Origin of the sequence: Streptomyces sp. NPDC057249 (assembly GCF_042669245.1) — a bacterium.
In the GTDB taxonomy this organism is placed as follows: Bacteria; Actinomycetota; Actinomycetes; order Streptomycetales; family Streptomycetaceae; genus Streptomyces.
On sequence record NZ_JBHUXS010000009.1, the window covers coordinates 330755 to 352106 of the forward strand.

Consider the following 21352-nt stretch of genomic DNA (forward strand, 5'->3'; position numbering starts at 1 on the left):
AGGCCGTGGTGGAGACGGGCGATCGCGACGACCGGCCTGCTGGCGCTGGTGTCCTCCGCGCTGGTCGGGGCCGGCGCCGCGCCGGCCGGCGCCGCGTCCTGGTCGCCCAAGGCCCCGCCGATGACGACGCCCTGGACCAACCAGGTCCCGGTCGACAAGCCGCTGCCGGAGTACCCGCGCCCGCAGCTGACCCGGTCCGACTGGGCCAACCTCAACGGCATCTGGGACTTCGCGGTGACCGGCCGGGACGCCGGGCAGCCGTCGTCGTGGCCGGAGCAGATCCGGGTGCCGTTCGTCGCCGAGTCCGCGCTGTCCGGCATCCAGCGCAGGATCACCGAGAACGACAAGCTCTGGTACAAGCGCGCCTTCTCCGTCCCCTCGGACTGGAACGGCCGCCGGACGGTGCTCAACTTCGGCGCGTCGGACTGGCAGACCACGGTCTGGGTCAACGGCACCCGGGTGGGCGCGCACAAGGGCGGCTACGACTCGTTCTCGTACGACATCACGCCGCAGCTGAACGGCGGTACGAACACGATCGTGGTGTCCGTCTACGACCCGACGCAGACCGGCGGCCAGGCGGTCGGCAAGCAGCGCATCAATGAGGTGCAGCCGCACAGCGGGGGCGGGATCTTCTACACCGCGGCCTCCGGTATCTGGCAGACGGTGTGGCTGGAGCCGGTCGCCGCCGCGCACATCACCCGGCTGGACATGACGCCGGACCTGGGTAACAGCACCCTGCGGGTGAAGGTGCAGGCCGACTCGGCGTCCGGGCGCACGGCCAGGGTCACCGTGTCCAGCGGTGGCACCGTGGTCGGCTCGGCCACCGGTACGGTCGGCTCCACGGTCTCCGTACCGGTGCCGAACACCCGTCTGTGGAGCCCGGACGACCCGTTCCTCTACGACGTCCGGGCGGAACTGCTCGACGGTTCGGCGGTGACGGACTCGGTCGGCAGTTACACCGGCATGCGCTCGATCGCGGTCGCGAAGGTCGACAACGTCCTGCGGCCGGTCCTGAACGGCAAGTTCGTCTTCCAGACGGGCACCCTGGACCAGGGCTACTGGCCGGACGGCATCTACACCGCGCCGACCGACGCCGCCCTGAAGTCGGACCTCCAGGCCCACAAGGACCTCGGGTTCAACATGGTCCGCAAGCACATCAAGGTCGAACCGCAGCGCTGGTTCTACTGGGCCGACAAGCTGGGGCTCCTGGTCTGGCAGGACATGCCGGCCATGGACACCGGCAAGTCCCCGGACTCCGCCGCCCGCACCCAGTGGGAGGCGGAGTTCCACGCGATCATCGACCAGCACCGCAGCTCGCCGTCGCTGGTCATGTGGGTGGACCAGAACGAGGGCTGGGGGCAGTACGACCAGGCCAGGATCGCGAACGAGGTCAAGGCGTACGACCCGACCCGCCTGGTCGACAACATGAGCGGGGTCAACTGCTGCGGCTCGGTGGACGGCGGCAACGGCGACGTGGTGGACCACCACATCTACGTCGGCCCCGGCAACACCGCCCCGACCGCGACCCGGGCTGCCGTCCTCGGCGAGTTCGGCGGCCTGGGCTACAAGGTCCCCGGGCACGAGTGGTTCCCCGGCGGCGGCTTCAGTTACGAGGACCAGCCCAGCGTCTCCGCGCTGAACGACCGGTTCGTCGGGCTCATCGACGGCATCCGCGTCGGCCAGCTCCCCGCGGGCCTCTCCGCCTCGGTCTACACCGAGATCACCGACGTGGAGAACGAGGCCAACGGGCTCCTCACCTATGACCGCCAGGTCGTCAAGGTGGACGCGGCACGGGTGCGGGCCGCGAACCAGGCCCTGATCAACGCCTCGAAGAACCCGGCCCCGCCGGTGACCCTGCCCACCGGGGGCTACAAGTCCCTGCGGGTCACCACGCCCGGCTACACCGACAGGTATCTGCGCCACCAGGACTCGCTGGCCTTCACCGAGGTGGTCGACGGCAGCAGCGGCGCCCTGCTGAAGAACGACGCCACCTGGAAGATCGTGCCGGGCCTGGCGAACGGCAACTGCTACTCGTTCGAGTCGCGCAACTACCCCGGCGAGTATCTGCGCCACCGGGACTTCCGGGTCCGCCGCGAGGCGAACGACGGCTCCGCGCTGTACCGGGCCGATGCCACCTGGTGTGCGGTCGCGGGCTCCGGCGGTGTGCGGCTGACCAGTGCGAACCTGCCGGGCAGCTATCTGCGGCACATCAACGCGGAGGTGTGGCTGGCCACCCCGGGCGGCGGGCACGACTGGGACAACCCTGCCACCTTCACCGAGGACACCACCTGGGCGGTGGAGGCGCCCTGGGCGCCCTGATATGAGCACCGGGGCCCGGCGGGACTGCCCGCCGGGCCCCGGTCCCGTCACGCGTCGCCCATGACCAGACCCTCGATGGTGTGCTTCTGCACGATCGGCGCGAGGCGGTCGACCACCGGGCAGCCCAGGTGCGCCCGGACCCGCTCGGGCAGCGACTCCCAAAAGCCCCGGGTGACCGCCATGTCGTGGTGGCCGTCGTTCCCCGCGCCCGGGGCGTCCACCCCGAGCACCAGCACCGGGCGCGGGTCCTGCGACTGGTTGGCCGTCCCCCGGTGGATGGTCAGGGCCGAACGGGCCGAGATGTCGCCGCGCTGCGGGTACTTGCGCTCGGCCAGGGCCGCGTAGCGCGGGTAGTCCTCGCGGCGCGGGAACATCGCGTGCCCGAAGCGGGCGTCGTCGTCCCACTGGGTACCGGGCGCGATCTCGAACGGGCCCATGTCCTCGCGGGTGTCAACGGCGGTGAGGTTGAACGCCAGCGAGGTGAGCCTGCGGTCGCGGCGGGTCTCCTCCGGCATCGGGAAGTCGCGGTGCCAGGGCTGGTTCACCGCCCCGGCCAGCGGCACGTCGAAGCCCAGCTCCACGATCCGGTAGTCCGGGCCGAGGACCGCCTCGCTGACCGCGCGCACCCAGGGGTGGTCGACCAGGTCCACGAAGCCCCGCAGCTGCTCGGGGTGGATCTCCACGTAGTAGCGGTGCGGGCCGCGGCCGACCGCGCCGCCCTCCCGGCCGCGCGCCTCGGCGAACGCCGCGTCGATGTCCTCGCGCATCCGGTCCGCCCACTGCGGGCTGAACGCCCCGCGGCAGGCGGTGATCCCGGCGCCGTACAGATCGCGCACCGCGTCCTCGGCGGGCGGGAACGGGGCGGTGGTGGTCGCGGCCTCGGTCATGGTGTGGTCCTTCCTTCGTTCGGAGCACCTTCATATTGCAACGTTGCAACCAACGTGGCAAGAGTCTGCGCGGTCCGATCTCGCACCACCTGTTACGGTCACTGCGCACAGGGCGCGGGACCTCCGCCCGCCGGCAGAGAGCAGGAGCACCGAACGTGGCAGCGAGACTCAAGGACGTGGCCGCGCTCGCGGGTGTGTCCGTCAGGACCGTCTCCAACGTGGTGAGCAACGCCGCCGCCGTCGCCCCCGACACCCGGGCCCGGGTGCTCGCCGCGGTGGAGGAGCTGGGCTACCGGCCCAACCTCGCCGCCCGCAACCTCCGCCAGGGCCGCACCGGGCTCATCGGGGTGGCCGTCCCGGAGATCCACTCCCCCTACTTCGGCGCGCTGACGGGCCTCCTCATCGACGCGGCCCAGGAGCGCGGCTGGACGGTGCTCGTGGAGCGGACCGGGGGCCGGGCGGACCTGGAGCGGAGGCTGCTGGACGGCTCCGAGGGGCACCAGGTGGACGGGATGGTCATCAGCCCGTGGTCGACGCCCCCCGCCGAACTGGCCTCGCTCGCGGGCGGCCTGCCGCTCGTCGTGCTCGGCGAACTCGATCCGCACGGGTCCATCGACCATGTGGCCCTGGACAACGTGGCGGCGGCCCGGGACGCCGCCCGGCATCTGGTGGCGACGGGCCGACGGAGGGTCGCCGCGATCGGGCTGCAGTCCGCACTGGGGCACGGCACGGCCGAGCTGCGGGCCGAGGGCTTCCGGCTGGGGCTCGCGGAGGCGGGGCTGAGCCCGGTCGCCGAGGTGGAGGTGGTGGACCTGCACCGGGCGGAGGGGGCGCGGGCGCTGCGCCAGCTGCTGGATCTGCCGGAGCGCCCGGACGCGGTGTTCTGCTTCAGCGACGAACTGGCCCTGGGGGCGCTGCGGGCGGCCGGTGAACGGGGGGTGAGGGTGCCCGAGGACCTGGCGCTGGCGGGCTTCGACGACATCGAGGACGGGCGGTTCTCCACCCCTTCGCTGACCACGGTCTCGCCCGACCTGGCGCAGATCGCCGAGCGGGCGGTGCAGTGCCTGAGCGAGCGCGTCCTCGGGCGGCTCTCGGGGCTGGCGGCGCGGCGGATCGTGGTCCCGCACCGGCTGCTGGTCCGGGAGAGCAGCGGGGCGTAGGCGCGCTCGGGCAGCCGGAAGCTCCCGGCGGTGCGGGCCTGTGCCGCGCACCGCCGGGAGCGGTCCTGGGGGCGGAGGGCTTACGCCTTCCCGCCGTCGTACAGCGCGGTCACCTCCTGGTCGGTGAGCGCCTTGTCGTACACCTGGACCTGGTCCACGGAGCCGTTCCAGAAGTCGGTGTTGTTGCCCGACCACTTGGCGCGTCCCACGGACAGGGCGCCGCTGCTGACGTCGGCCGATCCGGCCGCGGCGGTGGCGGCGAGCTTGCCGTCCACGTACAGCTTGATCTCGTCACCGCTGCGGACGCCGACCAGGTGGTACCAGTGGCCGAGTTCCGGGGTCATCTCCGCCCGGGCGCGGTGGGCGCCGGGGGTGGAGAAGGCGAACGCGCCCTGGCCGTACTGGAGGTAGAACGGGTTCTCCTGGCGCCGGCCGTCCTGGCTGACGACGGTGGCGTAGTTGCCCGGGAGCGCGTCCAGGGAGGCCCAGGCCGAGACGGTGTAGTCGCCGGTGGTGTCGACGACCGGGCCGTCGGTCTCCGCGTACTGGCCCTCACCGTTGAACTTCAGCGCCGAGCCGTGCACGCCGGGGGTCCAGGACGTGCCCTCGGAGAGGGTGAGGTCCTTGTGGTTCGGGCCGCTGTCGGCGGCCTTGGTGCCCTTGTTCTCGTCCAGCGACCAGGAGCCGCCGCCCTTGACCGGGGTGCGGGAGCCCGCCGCCGCGCCGGCGGCGATGACCTCGCGGTTGATCTTGCGGACCTGGGCGGCGTCGACCTTGATCTCACGGCGGTCGTACGTCCAGAGGCCGTTGAGCTCGTTCTCCAGGTCGGTCACCTGGGTGTAGATGGAGCCGGAGAGTTCGGCGCCGGCCGCTTCCAGGTAGTACGTGCGGGTGTTCTCGACGTACTTGGCGGTCAGGGCGGCCTTGTCGGCGACACCGCTGTAGATCACGGTCGGGGCGCCGGGCCACATGTGGCCGGGCATCCGCAGGGTGAAGCCGCCGTGCTCGCCGTCCATCGCGGCGCGCGAGGCGTCCGGGAAGGCCGGGTCGGTGTTGTTGTAGTCGTGGTGGTCGATGATGTCGCCCTTGCCCGAGTCACCCTTCGAGTTGCAGCAGTTGACACCGCTGTGGGCGTTGACGATGCGGGACGGGTCGGCGGCCTGGACCTGCTCGGTGATCTTGCCGGTCTCGGTGCGGTCCCACTCGCCCCAGCCTTCGTTGAAGACGATCCAGGAGCCGATCGAGGGGTAGTTGTGGAGCTGCTCCATCATCTCGGCGCCCTGGTCGAGGAAGGCCTGGTGGCCCTTCTCGTTGGTGAGGTTGCCGGAGACGAAGTCCTGCCACACGAACAGACCGAGCCGGTCGGCGTGGTAGTACCAGCGGGCGGGCTCGACCTTGATGTGCTTGCGCACGGAGTTGAAGCCGAGGTCCTTCTGCGCCTTCAGGTCGAAGACCAGCGCGTCGTCGCTGGGCGCGGTGTTCAGGCCGTCCGGGTAGAAGCCCTGGTCGAGCTGGGCGAGCGAGAAGAACGGCTTCCCGTTGAGGACGATCTTCTGATAGCCGCCGACCTTGGCGATGCCGACGGAGCGCATGCCGAAGTAGCTGTCGACGGTGTCCTTGTACCGGCCGTCCTTGAGGGTGACCTCCAGGTCGTACAGGTACGGGTCGTCCGGCGTCCACAGGTGCTGCCTGGCGACCGGGAGGCTCAGCTCGCGGTTGGCCGGGCCGCTGGTCCTGCCGACGACCTTGCCCTTCTTGTCACGGGCGACGGCGGTGATCGTGGCGGACTTCGACGCGCCTTCGGAGTTCGCCTTCAGGGCCAGACGGCCCGCGTCGATGTCCGGGGTGGTGGTCAGGGAGTCGACGGCCGAGGGGGCGACGGGCTCCATCCAGACGGTCTGCCAGATGCCGGAGGAGGCGGTGTAGAAGATGCCGCCGGGGTTGGCCGACTGCTTGCCGGTGGGCTGGTCGGGGCCGGTGGTGTCGGTGACCGCGACCACGATCTCCTGCGGGCCGCTGCCCTTGACCGCGTCGGTGATGTCGGCGCTGAAGGCGGTGTAGCCGCCGGTGTGCTCGGCGACCTGCTTGCCGTTGACCCAGACGGTGGCCTGGTAGTCGACGGCGCCGAAGTTCAGCTTCAGCCGGTTGTTCTTGCCGTGCTTGTCGCCCTTGACGGCCCAGTTCTTCGGGACGGTGACGAGCTTGCGGTAGAACATGTGGTCTTCGTGGCGTTCGAGGCCGGAGAGCTGCGACTCGACCGGGTACGGCACGGTGATGCGCTCGTCGAGCTTCTTGCCGAAGACGGGCTTCTCGCCCGCCGCGGCCCCGGCGAACTCCCACTGGCCGTTGAGGTTCTTCCACCTGTCGCGCACCTGCTGCGGCCGGGGGTACTCGGGCAGCGGGTGGTCGCGGTCCACCTTGTCGCCCCACTTGGTGGTGAGGCGGTGCGTGGAGTTGTTGGTGGCGGTGCGGTTGATCTCCGGGACGGCCTCGCCGCCCGACGTCAGGCCGCCCTTGCCGTCGTAGGTGATCTTGACGCGCTGGTCCTTGAGGACGGCGGCGTCCAGCTTGACGACGAGTTCCCTGCCGTCGCGGGTCCGGGTGACGGACTTGACCGGCATCGGGGTGGTGTCGGCCTCGATGGTGAGGTGGTCCTTCAGATCGGCGTAGTCGCCGACCTCGTCCTCGAAGACCGCGTGCAGCTCCGTGCCGTTGTCCGCGACGCTCAGCCCGACGGGGTAGACCTCGAAGTCGGCGGGCGGGGTGAAGGCGGACTCCGGGACGAACTGCCTGGCCAGGTTCGCGCTGGACCAGCGCAGGAACATGTTGGCGCCGCCGGTGTCCTGGAACATCTCCAGCTTGAACTCGTGCGCCTCGCCGGCCTTGAGCGATATCGGCGCGCTGGTCTGCTCGTTGTCCCAGTCGGGCTCCCAGTGGTCGATGACGGCCTTGCCGTCGATGAGGAGCCGGAAGCCGTTGTCGCCGCTGGCGGCGAAGGTGTAGTCGCCGTCCTCGGGGGCGGTGATGAAGCCGGTCCAGCGGGCGGTGGTGTTCTCGGTCCGGCCGGTGGTCGACTCGAACGTGCCGGTGAGGCCGGGGAAGTTGATGTTCGGTTCGAGGGCGACTCCGCCGAGCTTGTCGAAGTCCCGCGCGCCGGGCGCGGACATGCTGAAGTACTCGCCCTTCAGCCCGTGGACGGTGGTGGCCGGGTCGCCGGCCTTGAAGGTGGTCGAGGCGGCACTCGCGGGGGCGGCCGCAGCGGCCGGGACGAGCGTGGCACCGAGGGGGATGAGCAGCGCGGCGGCGCAGGCCGCCGTCCTGAACAGAGCGCGGGGGTGGGGCGTTTGTGGTCTCAAGGCGTCGTCCTGTCGAGAGAGCTGAAGTGCCTCGAACCTGTGAGGCACAGCACACAATCGAACATTGAGCCACAGCACCAAACGCAAAACAACAGTCGTGCGCGAGGATTTTTCAACGATAGAAAGCGCGGCCGGTCCGAGCCCGGCAACGGGTGCACGCAGACCGCCCCCTTCGCACACCTTGGGTGCGAAGGGGGCGGCCGGGTACGAAAGGGCAGACCTGAGCGTGGGTCAGATGGCGTAGCCGTACGGGGCGGGGGCGTGCACCGTGCCGTTGAGCGCGCGGGCTGCGTCCCGGGCCCAGGAGGGGTTGCGCAGCAGTTCGCGTCCGAGGAGGACGGCGTCCGCGCTGCCCTCGGTGAGGATCTTCTCGGCGTGCTGCGGGTCCGTGATGAGGCCGACGGCCGCCACCGGCAGCGAGGTCTCCCGCTTCACGCGCTCGGCGAAGGGCACCTGGTACCCGGGACCGGTGGCGATGCGGGCGCGGGGCGCGTTGCCGCCGGTGGAGACGTCGAGCAGGTCCACCCCGTGGTCCCGGAGGAGCGCCGCCAGCCGTACGGTCTCGTCGGCCGTCCAGCCCTCGCGCTCGTCCTCGGGGTTCTCGGTGAGCCAGTCCGTCGCGGAGACGCGGAAGAAGACCGGCAGTTCCTCGGGCCACACCTCGCGTACGGCGTCGACCACCTGGAGGGCGAGGCGGACGCGGTTCTCGAAGCTGCCGCCGTACTCGTCGGTGCGGTGGTTGCTGTGCGGGGAGAGGAACTGGCCGATGAGGTAGCCGTGCGCACCGTGCACCTCGACGACCTGGAAGCCCGCCTCGACGGCGCGGCGGGCGGCCTGGCGGAAGTCGTCCACGACGCGCGCGATCTCGTCGGTGGTCAGCTCGTGCGGGACCGGGTAGCCGTCGTCGAACGGCAGCGGGCTGGGGCCGACCGGGGTCCAGCCGTGCGCCTCGGGGCCGACGGGTCCGCCGCCGGTCCAGGGTGCGGCGGTCGACGCCTTGCGGCCCGCGTGGGCGAGCTGGATGCCGGCCACGGAGCCGTGCGCCGTGACGAATGCCGTGATCCGGCGGAAGGCCTCGACCTGGGCGTCGTTCCAGATGCCGAGGTCGGCCGGGCTGATGCGGCCCTCGGGGCTGACGGCCGTGGCCTCGGTGAGGATCAGGCCGGTGCCGCCGGTGGCACGGGCGGCGAGGTGGGCGAAGTGCCAGTCGTTGGGCACACCCGTCTCCGGCCCCTCCACCGCGGCGCTGTACTGGCACATGGGGGCCATCCACACCCGGTTGGGCACGACAAGCGACCTGAGGGTGTAGGGCTCGAAGAGGGCACTCACGACGACGGACTCCGTTTCACCGGGTACGGATGGATCGCTAGTACGATACATCCCGTAGTACGACGTCCGTCAAATTACGATCGCTCTCGTACCACGGACATCCCCGTGCCGGCGGCTCCGCGGAGTCGGGATCAGCGGGGTTTCAGCGGGTACGAGCTGCGGCCGGCCGCCTCGTCGATCTCGTCGTGGGCCTTGGTCAGGAGCTTCATCGCCAGTTCGTTGAGCGCGCGGGCTCCGGCGATCTCCTCCCCCACCCGGGGCTGCTCGGCGTCGGAGGGGTGGCGGCTGGCGTAGCCGTGGGCGCGCACCTCCCGTCCGTCGGAGAGCCGCACCAGGGCGGCCGCGCGGGTGCGGTGGGTGTCCTCCTCGAACTCAAGCTCGATGTGCCATCCGACTGCGGTTCGGGTCATGGCGTCCACCTCCGGAGGTCTCCCTTCCAGGGTGCGCCCGCCGGCCGGCCTTCGCGCGAGCGGGCGGGGCGGCCGTCCGGGCCTTGCTCAGGCGCCCGGCAGCCGGCCCCGGCGCCGGAGCCGCAGGGAGGCGTCGGCGCCGTACATCTGGTTCCAGCTGCGGCCCGCCCCGGACGTCCAGGTGACGTGGGCGGTGCCCCCTTCGACGCGGACCGCCGCCACGGTCATGGGGCGGTCGCCGTCGCGCACATCGCCGCGGCGCAGTTCCCCCGCGCTGACGGTGACGGGGGCGGCCGGCCCGCTCTCGGCCTCGTCCGCCGCGAGGCCGAGAGCGGCGGCCAGCTCCCGGGCCCGGGCCGGGGTGCACAGGAAGGTGTGCCCGCCGGACGGGGTGGCGACCGTGATCCCGACCTGCGCCCCGGCCGGGGCGACCTCCAGGATTCCGCCGTTCCCGTGCTCGTCCGTCATCGTGCGCACCTTCCCGTGTACGTTCCGTGCCCCGGGCTCAGTCCAGCCGGAGGCTTTCCGGCGGGCCCAGGTAGCTCGGTTCGAGGCCGCCGGTGTCGATCACCAGGTTCTGGAGGACCACCGTCGGGTCGACCATCCAGAATTTCAGCACATGCACCCCGGGGCGGGTGATGCGGTGGACCGTGCCGGTGATGTTGACGTTGTCCGAGGTGTGCCGGGCCCACTGGGGGTTCATGGTCCCGTCGTCGGCCCCCGTCACCTCGGTGACGTTCACCCGCTGCGGGGCGGCGTCGTCGAAGGAGACCGCGTACGTCAGCCCGTCGGTCGGCAGCGCGTTGTTGCGGGGCGACAGGTACGCGTACACGGTGACCGGCCCGGTGGTGAAGAGGCTGACCCGGTACTCCAGGCGCGGGCTCCGGCCGCCGGGCGTCTGCCGGGCGGCGGTGACCGGGAAGGGCTCCATGCCGGCCCCGGTCCGCCCGATGTCCGGGATGCGCTGCCAGGTGACGCCCCGGCCGCCGACGGCCCGGTGGTAGTGGTCGGCCTCGATGGAGACGTGGCCGCCGGCCTCCACGAAGCCGCCGAGCCGGGACCGGGAGAGCGCCGGGCGGTCGGCCACCGCCGTGACGGTCACCTCCGCCCCGTCAGGACCGGTGACGGTGACCGGGACGCGGGTGACGCCCTTGGGCGCGCGGTCCCAGTCGACGCGCAGGGTGATGCGGTCCTGCGTGGTGACGCGGCCGCGCACCCGGTCGGCGATCAGCCAGGACGCTCCGGTCCGCACCCGGTAGTCGAACGGGGCGCGGCCCCGGTTGAACACCTCGATGTACTGCGCGGGGCGGGTCTGGTACGGGCTGAACACCGGCAGCACGGCGGGCGCGGTCTCGTGCGGCCACCATGCCGTGGAACCGTCGACGGCCACACCCATCGCGGCCCGGGCCGGCAGGTCGATGCGCTTGACGGCCGGGAAGAGCACGTCCTTGATGGCCACGTTGTCGATCTCGGGCTGCTGCCAGGGCGCGTTGGGCCCGTAGCGTTCGACGTCGCCGTAGTCGATGTGCGGCTGGGTCTGGAAGCCCTGCCACTTGCCGCCCGCGATCTTCTTGTTGAAGCGGTCGGCCAGGGCGAAGTCGTCGGCGAGGCGCGCCTCCGCGGTGGCCGCCAGCTCGTTGGTGAGGGCCCGGCCCTGGGCCGCGTAGTGGATGTTGGTGAACTCCGCCTCGCGCAGCGCGTACAGGTTGGCGGTGGCCGCGACCTCGTAGCCGACCAGTTCGTACCACGCGTCCTGCGCGGAGGCGGGCAGCCGGCGCCCGATCCGCCCGGCGCGCTCGCCGAGCCGGCGCCACTCCTCGGTGACGCGTTCCAGCTCGCGGTAGTGGACGAGGCTGAAGGGGGTGGCCCGGTCGTCGTAGACCACGGCCGAGCTGTCGGTCGCGGGGTCCTTGGCCGGGTCGAGGGTGATGCGGCGGTTGAGCAGCTCGGGCTTGCGGCGGGCCTGGAGCCGGGCGTACTCGCGCAGGACGGAGGCGATCTCGGCGGCCTGCTTCTCGCCGAAGTTCTGCCGGACGTACGCCTCCTCCCACTCCGGCAGCCGGTCCAGGGTCCAGCGCTCCGGGTTCCAGGCGTACTCCAGGAAGAACTGCGTGGGCAGTTCGTTGCCCTTGAGGTCGCCGACGTTGGTGACCCAGAGGCCGTGGTTGCCGTACGCGTGGCACTGGTGGAGCTGGTCCCACATGTTGGGGAGGGACGCGGTGTCGACCCACTTGTAGTTGCGGCCGACGCCCACGTAGTCGAAGTGGTAGTACAGCCCGTAGCCGCCCCGCCTCGGGCCCTCGGCGGGGTCGGGGAGCTTGCGGATGTTGGCCCAGTTGTCGTCGGTGAGGACCACGGTGACGTCGTCGGGGACGCGCAGGCCGCGGTCCCAGTAGCGCTGGACCTCCTTGTAGAGGGTCCAGACCTGCGGGATCGTGGTGACGTCCTTGCCGGAGACCTCGGCGAGGATCTGCCGCTGGGTGGCGATGATCTCGCTCATCAGCTCGATGCCGTCGCCGTCCGGGAGGCTGACGTCGCCGTTGCCGCGCATGCCGAGGGTGACGACGCCCTCGAAGTCCTCGTCCTTCATCCGGCGGATGCCGTCCGCCCAGTACGCCTTCAGCGCGTCGGCGTTGCGGCGGAAGGACCACTCGCCGGTGCCGCCGTACGGGTCGTGGCCGGGGGTGGTGATGTTGCCGTCGCCGTCGCGTACGGCGGCGACCGCGTGCCGGTTCCACTCCTCGATGCCGCGCATCATGGGTGCCTCGTGCGAGGTGCCCATGACGACGCCGTACGCCTTGGCGGTGGCGTGGTTGAGCGGGTCGTCCTCGGCGAAGGCGCGACCCCAGACGGCCGGCCACAGGTAGTTGGCCTTGAGCCGGAGCATGACCTCGAAGACGCGGGCGTAGAAGTCCGCGTTGAAGCCGCCCTCGAAGCCGGGCGCCTTGCCGGGGCCGAAGTACGCGGGGGCCCAGGTGCCGAGCGCCGGGTTCTCGTCGTTGATGAAGAAGCCGCGGTACTTCACGGCCGGGGTGCCCTGGGTGTGCCGTCCGGGCAGTACGTGGATCTCGTCGCGGTGCACGGGGACGACGTCGTCCCACCAGTACCAGGGCGAGACGCCGATGCCGCGCGAGACGTCGTAGGCCCCGAAAACGGTCCCGCGCTGGTCGCTGCCCGCGATGACGAGCGCGCGCTCGACACCGGGCAGCGGGTGGTCGACGACGGTCTGGAGGCTGGTCTCCCACTTGCCCCGGATCGAGGAGACGTCGAGCCGGCCGTCGGCGACCAGCCGGTCGATCAGGGGGCTGCGGCCCACGGTGCCGACGATCGTGATCTCGCGGGCCTCGGGCACCGCCCCGTGCGAGAGGGCGGGGCGGACCCCGGTGACGCGTTCGATGTCGTCGCGGAGGTCGCCGGCGACCCTGACGACGCCCGGCCAGTCGCGGTCGCTGACCAGGAGCGGTGTCGCCCGCCCGTGCCGCACCAGCGGGAAGCTGCCGCGCCGTGCGGTGAACGAGATGTAGGCGCCGGGATCGGTGGGCCGCGGTGCGCGGCCGTGTCCGGTGGCGGACGCCTCACCGGTCAGTCCGACGAGGGAGCCGAGGGGTGTGGCGGTGAGTGCGGTGAGCCCGAGGCCGAGGCCGAGGACCGATCTGCGGGTGGTCCGGTGGGGCGTGCCGTCGCCGGGGGCGCCGGGGCCGGGGGTGGAGCTGTCCATCCTGCTCTCCTTCTCCGTACTCAGTTACGGCCGCCGGCGAGCAGCAGGTCGTCGCGCAGGGCGAAGTAGGCGGGCTTGGCCTTGTAGTCCTCGTCGAAGAGGTTGGCCGCGCCCTCGCCCTCGAAGGTGTCGGGCACCCAGGAGTACGTGTCGGTGAAGCCCCAGACCGTGAAGTCGGTGCACTTGCGGGTGAGCAGGCAGCCGCGCAGCAGCACGTCGTAGCCCTCGGCCTGGGCCTCCTGCTTGGTACTGTCGGAGGGCATCGGGATGCGGACGTCGGCCTCGGTGATCGCGGTCTCCAGGCCGAGGTCGTCGAACCGCTTCATGTTCTCGGCGATGTCGTGGGGGGCGTTGTACTGGACGGACAAGTGGCCCTGGATGCCGACGCCGTGGATCGGTACGTGCTGCTTGCGCAGCTTGGCGACCAGGTCGTAAAGGGCGGTGCTCTTCGCGTTGACGCCCTCGATGTTGTAGTCGTTGATGAAGAGCTTGGCCTTCGGGTCGGCCGCGTGGGCCCAGCGGAAGGCGTCCGCGATGTAGCCGGGGCCCAGCTTCTGGAGCCAGATGCTGTCGCGCAGGGTGCCGTCCTCGTTGAACGCCTCGTTGACGACGTCCCACTGCCAGATGCGGCCCTTGAAGTGGCGGGCCTCGTCGGTGATGTGCTTGCGCAGGATGGCGCGCAGCTCGTCGGCGGTGAAGTCGCCGGTGGTGAGCCAGGCGGGCAGCTGGTTGTGCCAGAGCAGGGTGTGGCCGCGCACGAGCTGGCCGTTGGCGCGGGCGAAGTCGACCAGTTCGTCGGCCGCCTTCCAGTCGTACTGTCCGCGGTTCGGCTCGACGACCTCCCACTTCATGACGTTCTCGGGGGTCACCGAGCTGAACTCGCTCGCGGCCTTCGCGCGGTAGGGCGCGTCGTCCGCCAGGGCCGCCATGTCCACGGCGGTGCCGATGCGCACGCCGGACCGCAGGCCGAGGGAGCCGAGGGTGGTGGCCCGCGGGTCCTTGTGCCCGTGTCCGTGGTCCTCGTGGGCGAAGGCGTTGATGGTGCACGGGGCGAGCAGTGCCGCGGCGGCGGTGCCGACCAGGACGGCCTTGATTGGCTTGCGCATGACAGAAACCCTTCGAGAGAGCGCGCACGGCCGGGCCCGGTGACCGGGGGGCGTGCGCGGATGCGGGTGTTTCGAAAGTTTCGTGGATCTGTGGACCGGGCGGGGGCGCCGCGACAGGGGCCGCGGCGCGCCCGCCCGGAGTACGGGTGCGGTCAGCCCTGTACGGGGGCGGCCGCCGGCACGGCTTCGACGTCCGCGTCGCACACCAGCCGGCGCCGGTGGTCCACCGTGCGCTCGGGACCGGTGAGGCGCAGGTGCACGGTGTGCCGGATGTCCTCGGCACCGCTGGAGGTGGCGAGCCGCAGCTCCAGCGCGCCCGGCTCCACGACGCGCCGCCCGCCGATCCCGGTGAAGGACACCAGATCGGCGTGGAACCGGAAGCGCACCCGCGCCTCCTGGCCCGCGTCGAGCGGCACCCGGGCGTAGCCGATGAGCCGCGTGTCGGGCCGGGTCGTCTGGGCGACCGGGTCGTGCACGTAGAGCTGGACGACCTCCGCGCCCGCCCGGTCCCCGGTGTTGCGGACGGTCAGCTCGATGTCCGCGGAGCCGTCGGTGGGGATCTCCTCCGGGGCGGGGGCGCCGGGCTCCCAGGCGAAGGAGGTGTAGGTGAGGCCGTGGCCGAAGGGGTACAGCGGCGTCGGGTCCAGGTTGCTGACCCCGTTGGCGAGCCCGAGCGGCGGCTGGAGGTAGGTCCACGGCTGGCCGCCCGGGTGGCGCGGGACCGAGACCGGCAGCCGGCCGGAGGGGCTGACCCGGCCGGAGAGCACGGAGGCCAGGGCCGGCCCGCCCTCCTCACCGGGGAAGAACGCCTGGACCACGGCGGCGGCCCGGTCCGCCCAGCGGCCGAGCGCGTAGGGGCGGCCGGTCACCAGGACCAGGACGACCGGGGTGCCGCTGTCCAGCAGCGCGTCGAGCAGTTCGCCCTGCACGCCCGGGAGCGCCAGGTCGTCGGCGTCGCAGCCCTCGCCCGAGGTGCCGCGCCCGAACAGCCCGGCCCGGTCGCCGAGCACGGCGACGCACACGTCCGCGTCCCGGGCCAGGCCGGCCGCCTCGGCGATGCCCGAGGTGTCGGTGCCGTCCACCTCGCAGCCGGGGGCGCCGGTGACCGTGGCCCCGGGGAACTCGCCGCGCACCGCGTCGAGCACGGTGGGGATGTCGATGCCCATGGCGGTCTCGGGGTGCAGGACGCCGACGTGGCTGGGGAAGGAGTAGCAGCCGAGCATGGCGAGCGCGTCGTCGGCGCGGGGGCCGATCACGGCGATCCGGCCGGTCCCGGCGAGCGGCAGCGCCCCCCGCGGGTTGGCGAGCAGGACCACGGCCTGTTCGGCGAGTTCGCGGGCGAGGGCGCGGTTGCGCGGCGGGTCCAGGTCGATCGTCTCGCGCGCCTGCTCCGGGTCGGTGTCGCGCAGGACCGCGGGGACCGGGGCCCAGTCGGGGTCGAGCAGGCCGAGTTCGCACTTCTGGAGGAGGACCCGGTGCAGCGCGCGGTCGACCAGGTCCTCGGGGACCGTACCGGCCAGGACGGCGGCGGCGAGTTCGTCGCCGTAGCTGCGGACGGTGGGCAGTTCCACGTCCACCCCGGCCTGCAGCGCGAGGCGGGCGGCGTCGGCGCGGCCCTCGGCGACCTTGTGCAGGGTCTCCAGGAAGCCGATGGCGAAGTAGTCGGCGACGACGGTGCCCTCGAAGCCCCAGGTGTCCCGGAGCAGCCCGGTGAGCAGGGCGGGGTCGGCCGCCGACGGCACTCCGTCGATCTCCGTGTACGACTGCATGACGGAGCGGGCGCCGCCGTCGAGGAGGGCCATCTCGAAGGGCGGCAGGATGACGTCGGCGAGTTCCCTGGCCCCGGCCCGGACCGGCGAGAGGTTGCGGGCGCCGGCCGACGCCGCGTACCCGGCGAAGTGCTTGAGGGTGGCGACGATACCGGCGGACTCCAGGCCCTTCACGTACGCGGTGCCGATGGTGGCGACGAGGTAGGGGTCCTCGCCGATGGTCTCCTCGACGCGGCCCCAGCGCAGGTCGCGCACGACGTCCAGGACGGGGGCGAGGCCCTGGTGGATGCCCACGGACCGCATGTCGCTGCCGATCCGGTGGGCCATCTCGGCGACCAGGTCCGGGTTCCAGGCCGCGCCCCAGGAGAGCGGGACGGGGTAGGCGGTGGCGCCCCAGGCGGTGAAGCCGGCCAGGCACTCCTCGTGCGCCAGGGCCGGAATCCCGAAGCGGCCGGCTTCCGCGATGGCCCGCTGGGCCCGGGCGAGCGAGATCGCGCCGACGGCGGGGTCGACCGGGGCGGTGCCGAAGGGGCGGGTCAGCTGGCCGAGACCGCGCGGAATCAGCGCGTCCCAGTCGATGGCGTCGACCATCTCGTTCTGGTGCGGGGCGACCCCGTCCCCGTCGGCGTCGGCGCCCACCCAGATTCCGTACAGCTGGGCGGTCTTCTCCTGGAGGGTCATCCGGGAGACGAGATCGGCCACACGCTCCTCGGGGGCGAGCGCGGGGTCCTGCCAGGGGCCGTCGACGGCGGTGGCCGCTTCGGTCCTGCGGGCATGCGGAACAGGGGGGTTTGCCATGGCGGCGGAGATTCCTCTCAAGAGTCCGGTGGTACGCGGCGGCATGGGTGCGTTACTTGCCGCCCACCCCCATCAGTCCGTTGACCAGTGCCTTGCGTGCCACGAGGTACACGGCGAAGATCGGTACGACGGAGAGCACGATCGCGGCGAGCACGGCCGGGATGTTCACCCCGAACTGGGACATGAAGTTGAAGAGACCGAGGGTCAGCACCCGGTTCTCCTCCGACTGGGTCAGGATCAGCGGGAACAGGAAGCCGTTCCACGCCTGAAGCGCCGTGTAGATCGCGACCGTGCTGATGCCCGCCTTGGACATCGGGATCGCCAGCTGCCACAGCATCCGCAGCGACGAGGCGCCGTCCAGCGCCATGGCCTCGTACATCTCCTCGGAGACGTCGCGCATGGTGCCGCTGAGGATCAGCACCGCCACGGGCATCGCGAACGCCGCGGTCGGCAGGATGATGGCCGGCAGGCTGTCGTACAGGCCCATCTTGCTGATGAGCAGGTAGAGCGGCACGATCACGGCCTGGGCGGGGATGGCGACGCCGAGCAGGAAGGTGCGGAAGGCGAGTCCGGAGAGCCTGCTGCGGGTGCGTACCGCGACGTAGGCGACGGGAATCGAGAGGACCAGCACGATCGCCGTGGTCGCCACGGCGACGATCGCCGTGTTGGAGAGCATCGTGGAGAAGCCGCTGTCCAGCACCGTGCGGTAGTTGTCGAGCGTCGGGTCGGTCGGGATGGCCAGCGGGTCGCCGTTCAGCGCCTCGTCCTGGTGCATCAGCGAGGACGAGACCAGCGTGTAGAGCGGGACGATCACGAGCACGAGCCAGGCCAGCGAGCCGAGGCCGGCCAGCGGGTTGCCCCACTTGCGGCGGCGCGCGGCGGTGGCCGGGCGGGTGCGGTTCAGGGGGCGTGCGGGGCGCGCCGCGGGGCGGGTGTCGATCGACATCGCGTCACATACCTTCCCGGGTGGAGCGCATGTTCCCGAAGCCGCTGAAGCGGACGAGGATCAGCGAGATCGCGGTGGCCACGACGACGAGGGCGGTCGCGATCGCGGCGGCGTACCCCAGGTCGTAGGTCTGGAAACCGGTGCGGTACATCAGGTACGGCAGGATGGTGGTGTCCGTGCCCGGACCGCCCTTGGTCATGATGAGCACGGTGTCGAAGTAGGTCAGCGAGCCGACGATCATCAGGACCGAGGAGGTCGTGATGGTGTTGCGGAGCTGCGGCAGCGTGATGTGGAAGAACTGCCGGAACATGCCCGCGCCGTCGATCTCGGCGGCCTGGTAGAGGACCTGCGGGATCTGCCGGGTGCCGCCCTGGTAGATCAGGGTGTGGAAGGGCATGAACTGCCAGCCGCCGACGAACGCCACGGTGAGCAGGGCGCCGGTGGACGAGCCCATGATGTTCGGGTCGATGCCGAACCAGGGCCCGATCTCCTTGATGACTCCGAAGTTGGGGTCGAGCAGCGCGTGGAACAGCATCGCGATGGCGGTGGTGGACAGCAGCAGCGGGATGAAGAAGATCGCGGAGAGCACGGCGCGGCTGCGCTGCCGGCCTGCCGCCCAGACGCCGAGGAGCAGGGCCACCGGGGTCTGGAAGGCCCAGCTGATGGTGGTGAGGAGCAGGCTGAGCCAGGCGGCCTGGCGGAACTCGGGGTCCTTGAAGAGCCGGGTCCAGTTGGCCGTGCCGGCGGAGGTCGGGTCGTTCAGCCCGTCCCAGTGGCAGAAGGAGAGGTACACGGCGATCGCCAGCGGGACGATCGCGAAAAGGGCGAAGAAGAGGATGCCGGGCAGCGCCCAGGCGACCGGGGGGCGGCCGACGTTTCCGACGGCCGCCTTCCGTCCTCCGCGCACCTTCGGTGACGAGGAGACGTGGGACATCTTTACTTGACGGCCTTCATTGCGGCGACGAACTGCTCGGGCGTGGACTTGCCGGCGAACAGCTTGCTGATCTCGGTGAGCAGCGGGGTGGCGATCTTGGATTCCAGCGCCTGGTCCCAGGACAGGGTGAAGTCGGGCGCCTTCTGGACCATCTCGTACTGGTCGGTGGCGAACTTCGGGTTCGGCGATCCGCTCAGCATGGAGGCGGCGTTGGAGGTGGTGGGCACGTCGCCGTTGTCCACGAGGGCCTGCGCGTAGGACTTGGACGCCATGGTCTTGAGGAAGGCTATGGCCTCGTCCTTGTGCTTGGTGCGGGCGTTCACCGACCAGTAGTTGGTGGGGTTGCCGACCACGTTGGCCGGGTCGCCGACGCCGCCGGCGACGGTCGGGAAGTTCGTCCAGCCGAGGTCCTTCTTGGCGAAGTCGGGCGCCTTGCCGAGCTGGGTGGAGTACTCCCACGAGCCCATCAGGTGCATGGCCGCCTTGCCCTTGTTGAGCAGGGTGGGCGCGCCGCCGTTGCCGTAGTCGACGGAGTTGAAGTTCTTGCCGAACGCGCCGTCGTCGACGAGCTGCTTGACGGTCTGGGCGGTCTTCAGCACGGCCGGGTCGCCCCAGGCGGAGCTGTCACCGTTCTGGATCTTGCGGAAGACGTCGGGGCCGCCGATCCGGTCGAGCAGGTACTCCATCCACATCAGCTCGGGCCACTTGTCGGAGCCGCCGAGGGCGAACGGGGTGATGCCCTTGTCCTTGAAGGTCTTGATGGCCTTCTGCAGGTCCTCCCACGTCTTGGGGACCGTGACGTCGTTCTCGGCGAAGAGGGTCTTGTTGTAGAAGAGCATCACGGGCTGCATACCGCGCATCGGGACGCCGTAGACCTTCCCGTCGAGGCTGCCGGCCGTGACGATGGAGGGCAGGAAGCCGTCCTTCAGGGTGGCGTCGTTCTTGAACGTCGAGGTCAGGTCGACCAGCTGGTTCGCGTCGACGTACGGCTTGATGGAGCCGCCGCCCCAGTTGAAGAAGATGTCGGGGGCGCTGGGGGAACCCATGGCGCTGCGGAGCTTGTTGACGTACTCGGTACCGGGCACCGGGACGAGCTTGACCTTGACGTCGGAGGTCTTGTTGAACTCCTTGACCGCGGCCTCCTGCACCTTCACCGCGTCGTCGCCGTAGACGTACGCGGTCAGCGTGCCGCCGCCACCGTCACCGCCGCTGCCGCCGTCCGATCCGCAGCCCGCCAGGACCCCCGCCATGACCATGGCCGCGCCGGCGGCGGTCCATCTCGCCGCGCGCTTGCCCTGAGTGAAAATTCCCGACCGCATGACCGCACCTCTGTCGAATCTTTCGGAGTTGCTTGCGAATGTTGCCGGAACCGTACGGTTGGGTTTCGGGCCAGTCAAGAGGTCGCGGACAGCGAATTTTTCGCCGGGGCTCCCGGCACCGGCGGGGCGCCGGGCGGTTACGATTCGCTCTATGAGCCCCGCAAACGTCCAGTCACATCAGGAGAATGCGCCTGCCGCAGCGCCGTCGGACGGCACTGCCACGCTGGCGGAAATCGCCCGAGCGGCCGGAGTCTCGGCTCCGACAGTTTCGAAAGTGCTGAACGGGCGTGCCGATGTCGCGCCCGGTACGCGCACCAAGGTCGAGGAGCTGCTGCTCCAGCACGGCTACCGCCGCAGACGCGGTTCGACCACGCAGTCGCAACTCATCGACCTGGTCTTCCACGAGCTGGACAGCGCGTGGGCCATGGAGGTCGTACGCGGGGTGGAGAACGTCGCACGCGAGGAGGGCCTGAGCCTGGTCCTCTCGGAGAGCGCGGGCCGCCTCAGCCCCGGGCAGACCTGGGTCGACGGGGTCCTGGCCCGCCGGCCGGTCGGCGTGATCCTGGTCCTGTCCGACCTCACCGCCGCCCAGCGCGCGCAGCTCACCAGCCGCAGCATCCCGTACGCGGTGGTCGACCCGGCCGGCGACCCGGGCGACGACATCCCGTCGGTCGGCACGACGAACTGGCAGGGCGGTCTGGCCGCGACCCGCCACCTCACCGGCCTGGGCCACCGCAGGATCGGCGTGGTCAGCGGACCGTCCCGGATGATGTGCAGCCTGGCCCGGGTGGACGGGTACCGGGCAGCCCTGGAGACGGCGGGGCTGCCGAGCGATCCGTCGCTGATCCGGGAGGGCGAGTTCTCGCACGAGGCCGGGTACGCGGCCGGGATGGAGCTGCTGCGCTCGGCGGACCGGCCGACCGCCGTCTTCGCCGGCAACGACCTCCAGGCACTCGGCGTGTACGAGGCGGCGCGCGAGCTGGGCCTGCGCATCCCGGAGGACCTGAGCGTCGTGGGCTTCGACGACCTGCCGCTCACCCGCTGGATCGGACCGCCGCTGACCACGGTGCGCCAGCCCCTGATCGAGATGGCCGAGACGGCCGCCCGGCTGGTCCTGGACCTGGGCCGGGGCCGGCAGCCCGCCACGACCCGGGTCGACCTGGCAACCAACCTGGTGGTCCGCAGCAGTACCGCGCCGCCCTGCCGCTAGGTGTATTGCCCCGTGAGGTTGGGGACGCGGCTGGCGGGTGGTTTGCCTGCGAGTGCGGTGTGTCCGCGGTGGTGATTGTAGGTGTGCAGCC

General features: G+C 71.2%; 14 protein-coding genes. 3 read left to right on the forward strand and 11 right to left on the reverse strand.

The window, feature by feature from the left end:
• Positions 1 to 48 precede the first annotated feature (48 nt).
• Positions 49 to 2319: an AbfB domain-containing protein gene (locus ACFUJY_RS19590; RefSeq protein ID WP_383301061.1), complete on the forward strand. Its 2271-nt coding sequence runs from the start codon at positions 49 to 51 to the stop codon at positions 2317 to 2319.
• Between the two features lie 47 nt (positions 2320 to 2366).
• Here ACFUJY_RS19590 and ACFUJY_RS19595 read toward each other — a convergent pair whose 3' ends face one another.
• Positions 2367 to 3206 carry a phytanoyl-CoA dioxygenase family protein gene (locus ACFUJY_RS19595; protein ID WP_383300986.1) on the reverse strand — a complete coding sequence of 280 codons (840 nt, stop codon included), beginning with the start codon at positions 3204 to 3206 and terminating at the stop codon, positions 2367 to 2369.
• Between the two features lie 155 nt (positions 3207 to 3361).
• Here ACFUJY_RS19595 and ACFUJY_RS19600 point away from each other — a divergent pair, with 155 nt between their 5' ends.
• Positions 3362 to 4366, forward strand: coding sequence for a LacI family DNA-binding transcriptional regulator (locus ACFUJY_RS19600; protein ID WP_383300989.1), 1005 nt, complete (start codon positions 3362 to 3364; stop codon positions 4364 to 4366).
• Between the two features lie 80 nt (positions 4367 to 4446).
• Here ACFUJY_RS19600 and ACFUJY_RS19605 read toward each other — a convergent pair whose 3' ends face one another.
• From ACFUJY_RS19605 to ACFUJY_RS19650, 10 genes are all read right to left on the reverse strand, one after another.
• The gene (locus tag ACFUJY_RS19605) at positions 4447 to 7722 is read right to left on the reverse strand and encodes a LamG-like jellyroll fold domain-containing protein (protein ID WP_383300991.1); all 3276 of its coding nucleotides are present in this window, start codon (positions 7720 to 7722) and stop codon (positions 4447 to 4449) included.
• A gap of 231 nt (positions 7723 to 7953) precedes the next feature.
• Positions 7954 to 9051, reverse strand: a complete 1098-nt coding sequence (locus ACFUJY_RS19610; RefSeq protein WP_383300994.1) for an NADH:flavin oxidoreductase/NADH oxidase — start codon at positions 9049 to 9051, stop codon at positions 7954 to 7956.
• A 131-nt stretch (positions 9052 to 9182) separates the two neighbouring features.
• The gene (locus ACFUJY_RS19615) at positions 9183 to 9461 is read right to left on the reverse strand and encodes a DUF1876 domain-containing protein (protein WP_383300997.1); all 279 of its coding nucleotides are present in this window, start codon (positions 9459 to 9461) and stop codon (positions 9183 to 9185) included.
• Positions 9462 to 9548: 87 nt separating this feature from the next.
• On the reverse strand, positions 9549 to 9929 hold the full coding sequence (locus tag ACFUJY_RS19620) for a hypothetical protein (protein ID WP_383300999.1): 381 nt from the start codon (positions 9927 to 9929) through the stop codon (positions 9549 to 9551).
• Between the two features lie 37 nt (positions 9930 to 9966).
• On the reverse strand, positions 9967 to 13179 hold the full coding sequence (locus ACFUJY_RS19625; protein ID WP_383301002.1) for a glycosyl hydrolase 115 family protein: 3213 nt from the start codon (positions 13177 to 13179) through the stop codon (positions 9967 to 9969).
• Positions 13180 to 13199: 20 nt separating this feature from the next.
• The gene (locus tag ACFUJY_RS19630) at positions 13200 to 14285 is read right to left on the reverse strand and encodes an endo-1,4-beta-xylanase (RefSeq protein WP_383301004.1); all 1086 of its coding nucleotides are present in this window, start codon (positions 14283 to 14285) and stop codon (positions 13200 to 13202) included.
• A 152-nt stretch (positions 14286 to 14437) separates the two neighbouring features.
• A complete protein-coding gene (locus ACFUJY_RS19635) occupies positions 14438 to 16852 on the reverse strand; it encodes a glycoside hydrolase family 3 N-terminal domain-containing protein (protein WP_383301007.1) in 2415 nt (804 codons plus the stop codon).
• 52 nt (positions 16853 to 16904) lie between these two features.
• Complete coding sequence (locus tag ACFUJY_RS19640) at positions 16905 to 17798, reverse strand: carbohydrate ABC transporter permease (RefSeq protein WP_383301012.1); 894 nt, start codon at positions 17796 to 17798, stop codon at positions 16905 to 16907.
• 4 nt (positions 17799 to 17802) lie between these two features.
• Positions 17803 to 18732, reverse strand: coding sequence for a carbohydrate ABC transporter permease (locus ACFUJY_RS19645; protein ID WP_143619846.1), 930 nt, complete (start codon positions 18730 to 18732; stop codon positions 17803 to 17805).
• A 2-nt stretch (positions 18733 to 18734) separates the two neighbouring features.
• On the reverse strand, positions 18735 to 19988 hold the full coding sequence (locus ACFUJY_RS19650) for an extracellular solute-binding protein (RefSeq protein ID WP_383301064.1): 1254 nt from the start codon (positions 19986 to 19988) through the stop codon (positions 18735 to 18737).
• Between the two features lie 214 nt (positions 19989 to 20202).
• On the opposite strand from ACFUJY_RS19650, the gene ACFUJY_RS19655 reads away from it, so the two are divergent.
• On the forward strand, positions 20203 to 21261 hold the full coding sequence (locus ACFUJY_RS19655; RefSeq protein ID WP_383301016.1) for a LacI family DNA-binding transcriptional regulator: 1059 nt from the start codon (positions 20203 to 20205) through the stop codon (positions 21259 to 21261).
• Positions 21262 to 21352: the final 91 nt, after the last annotated feature.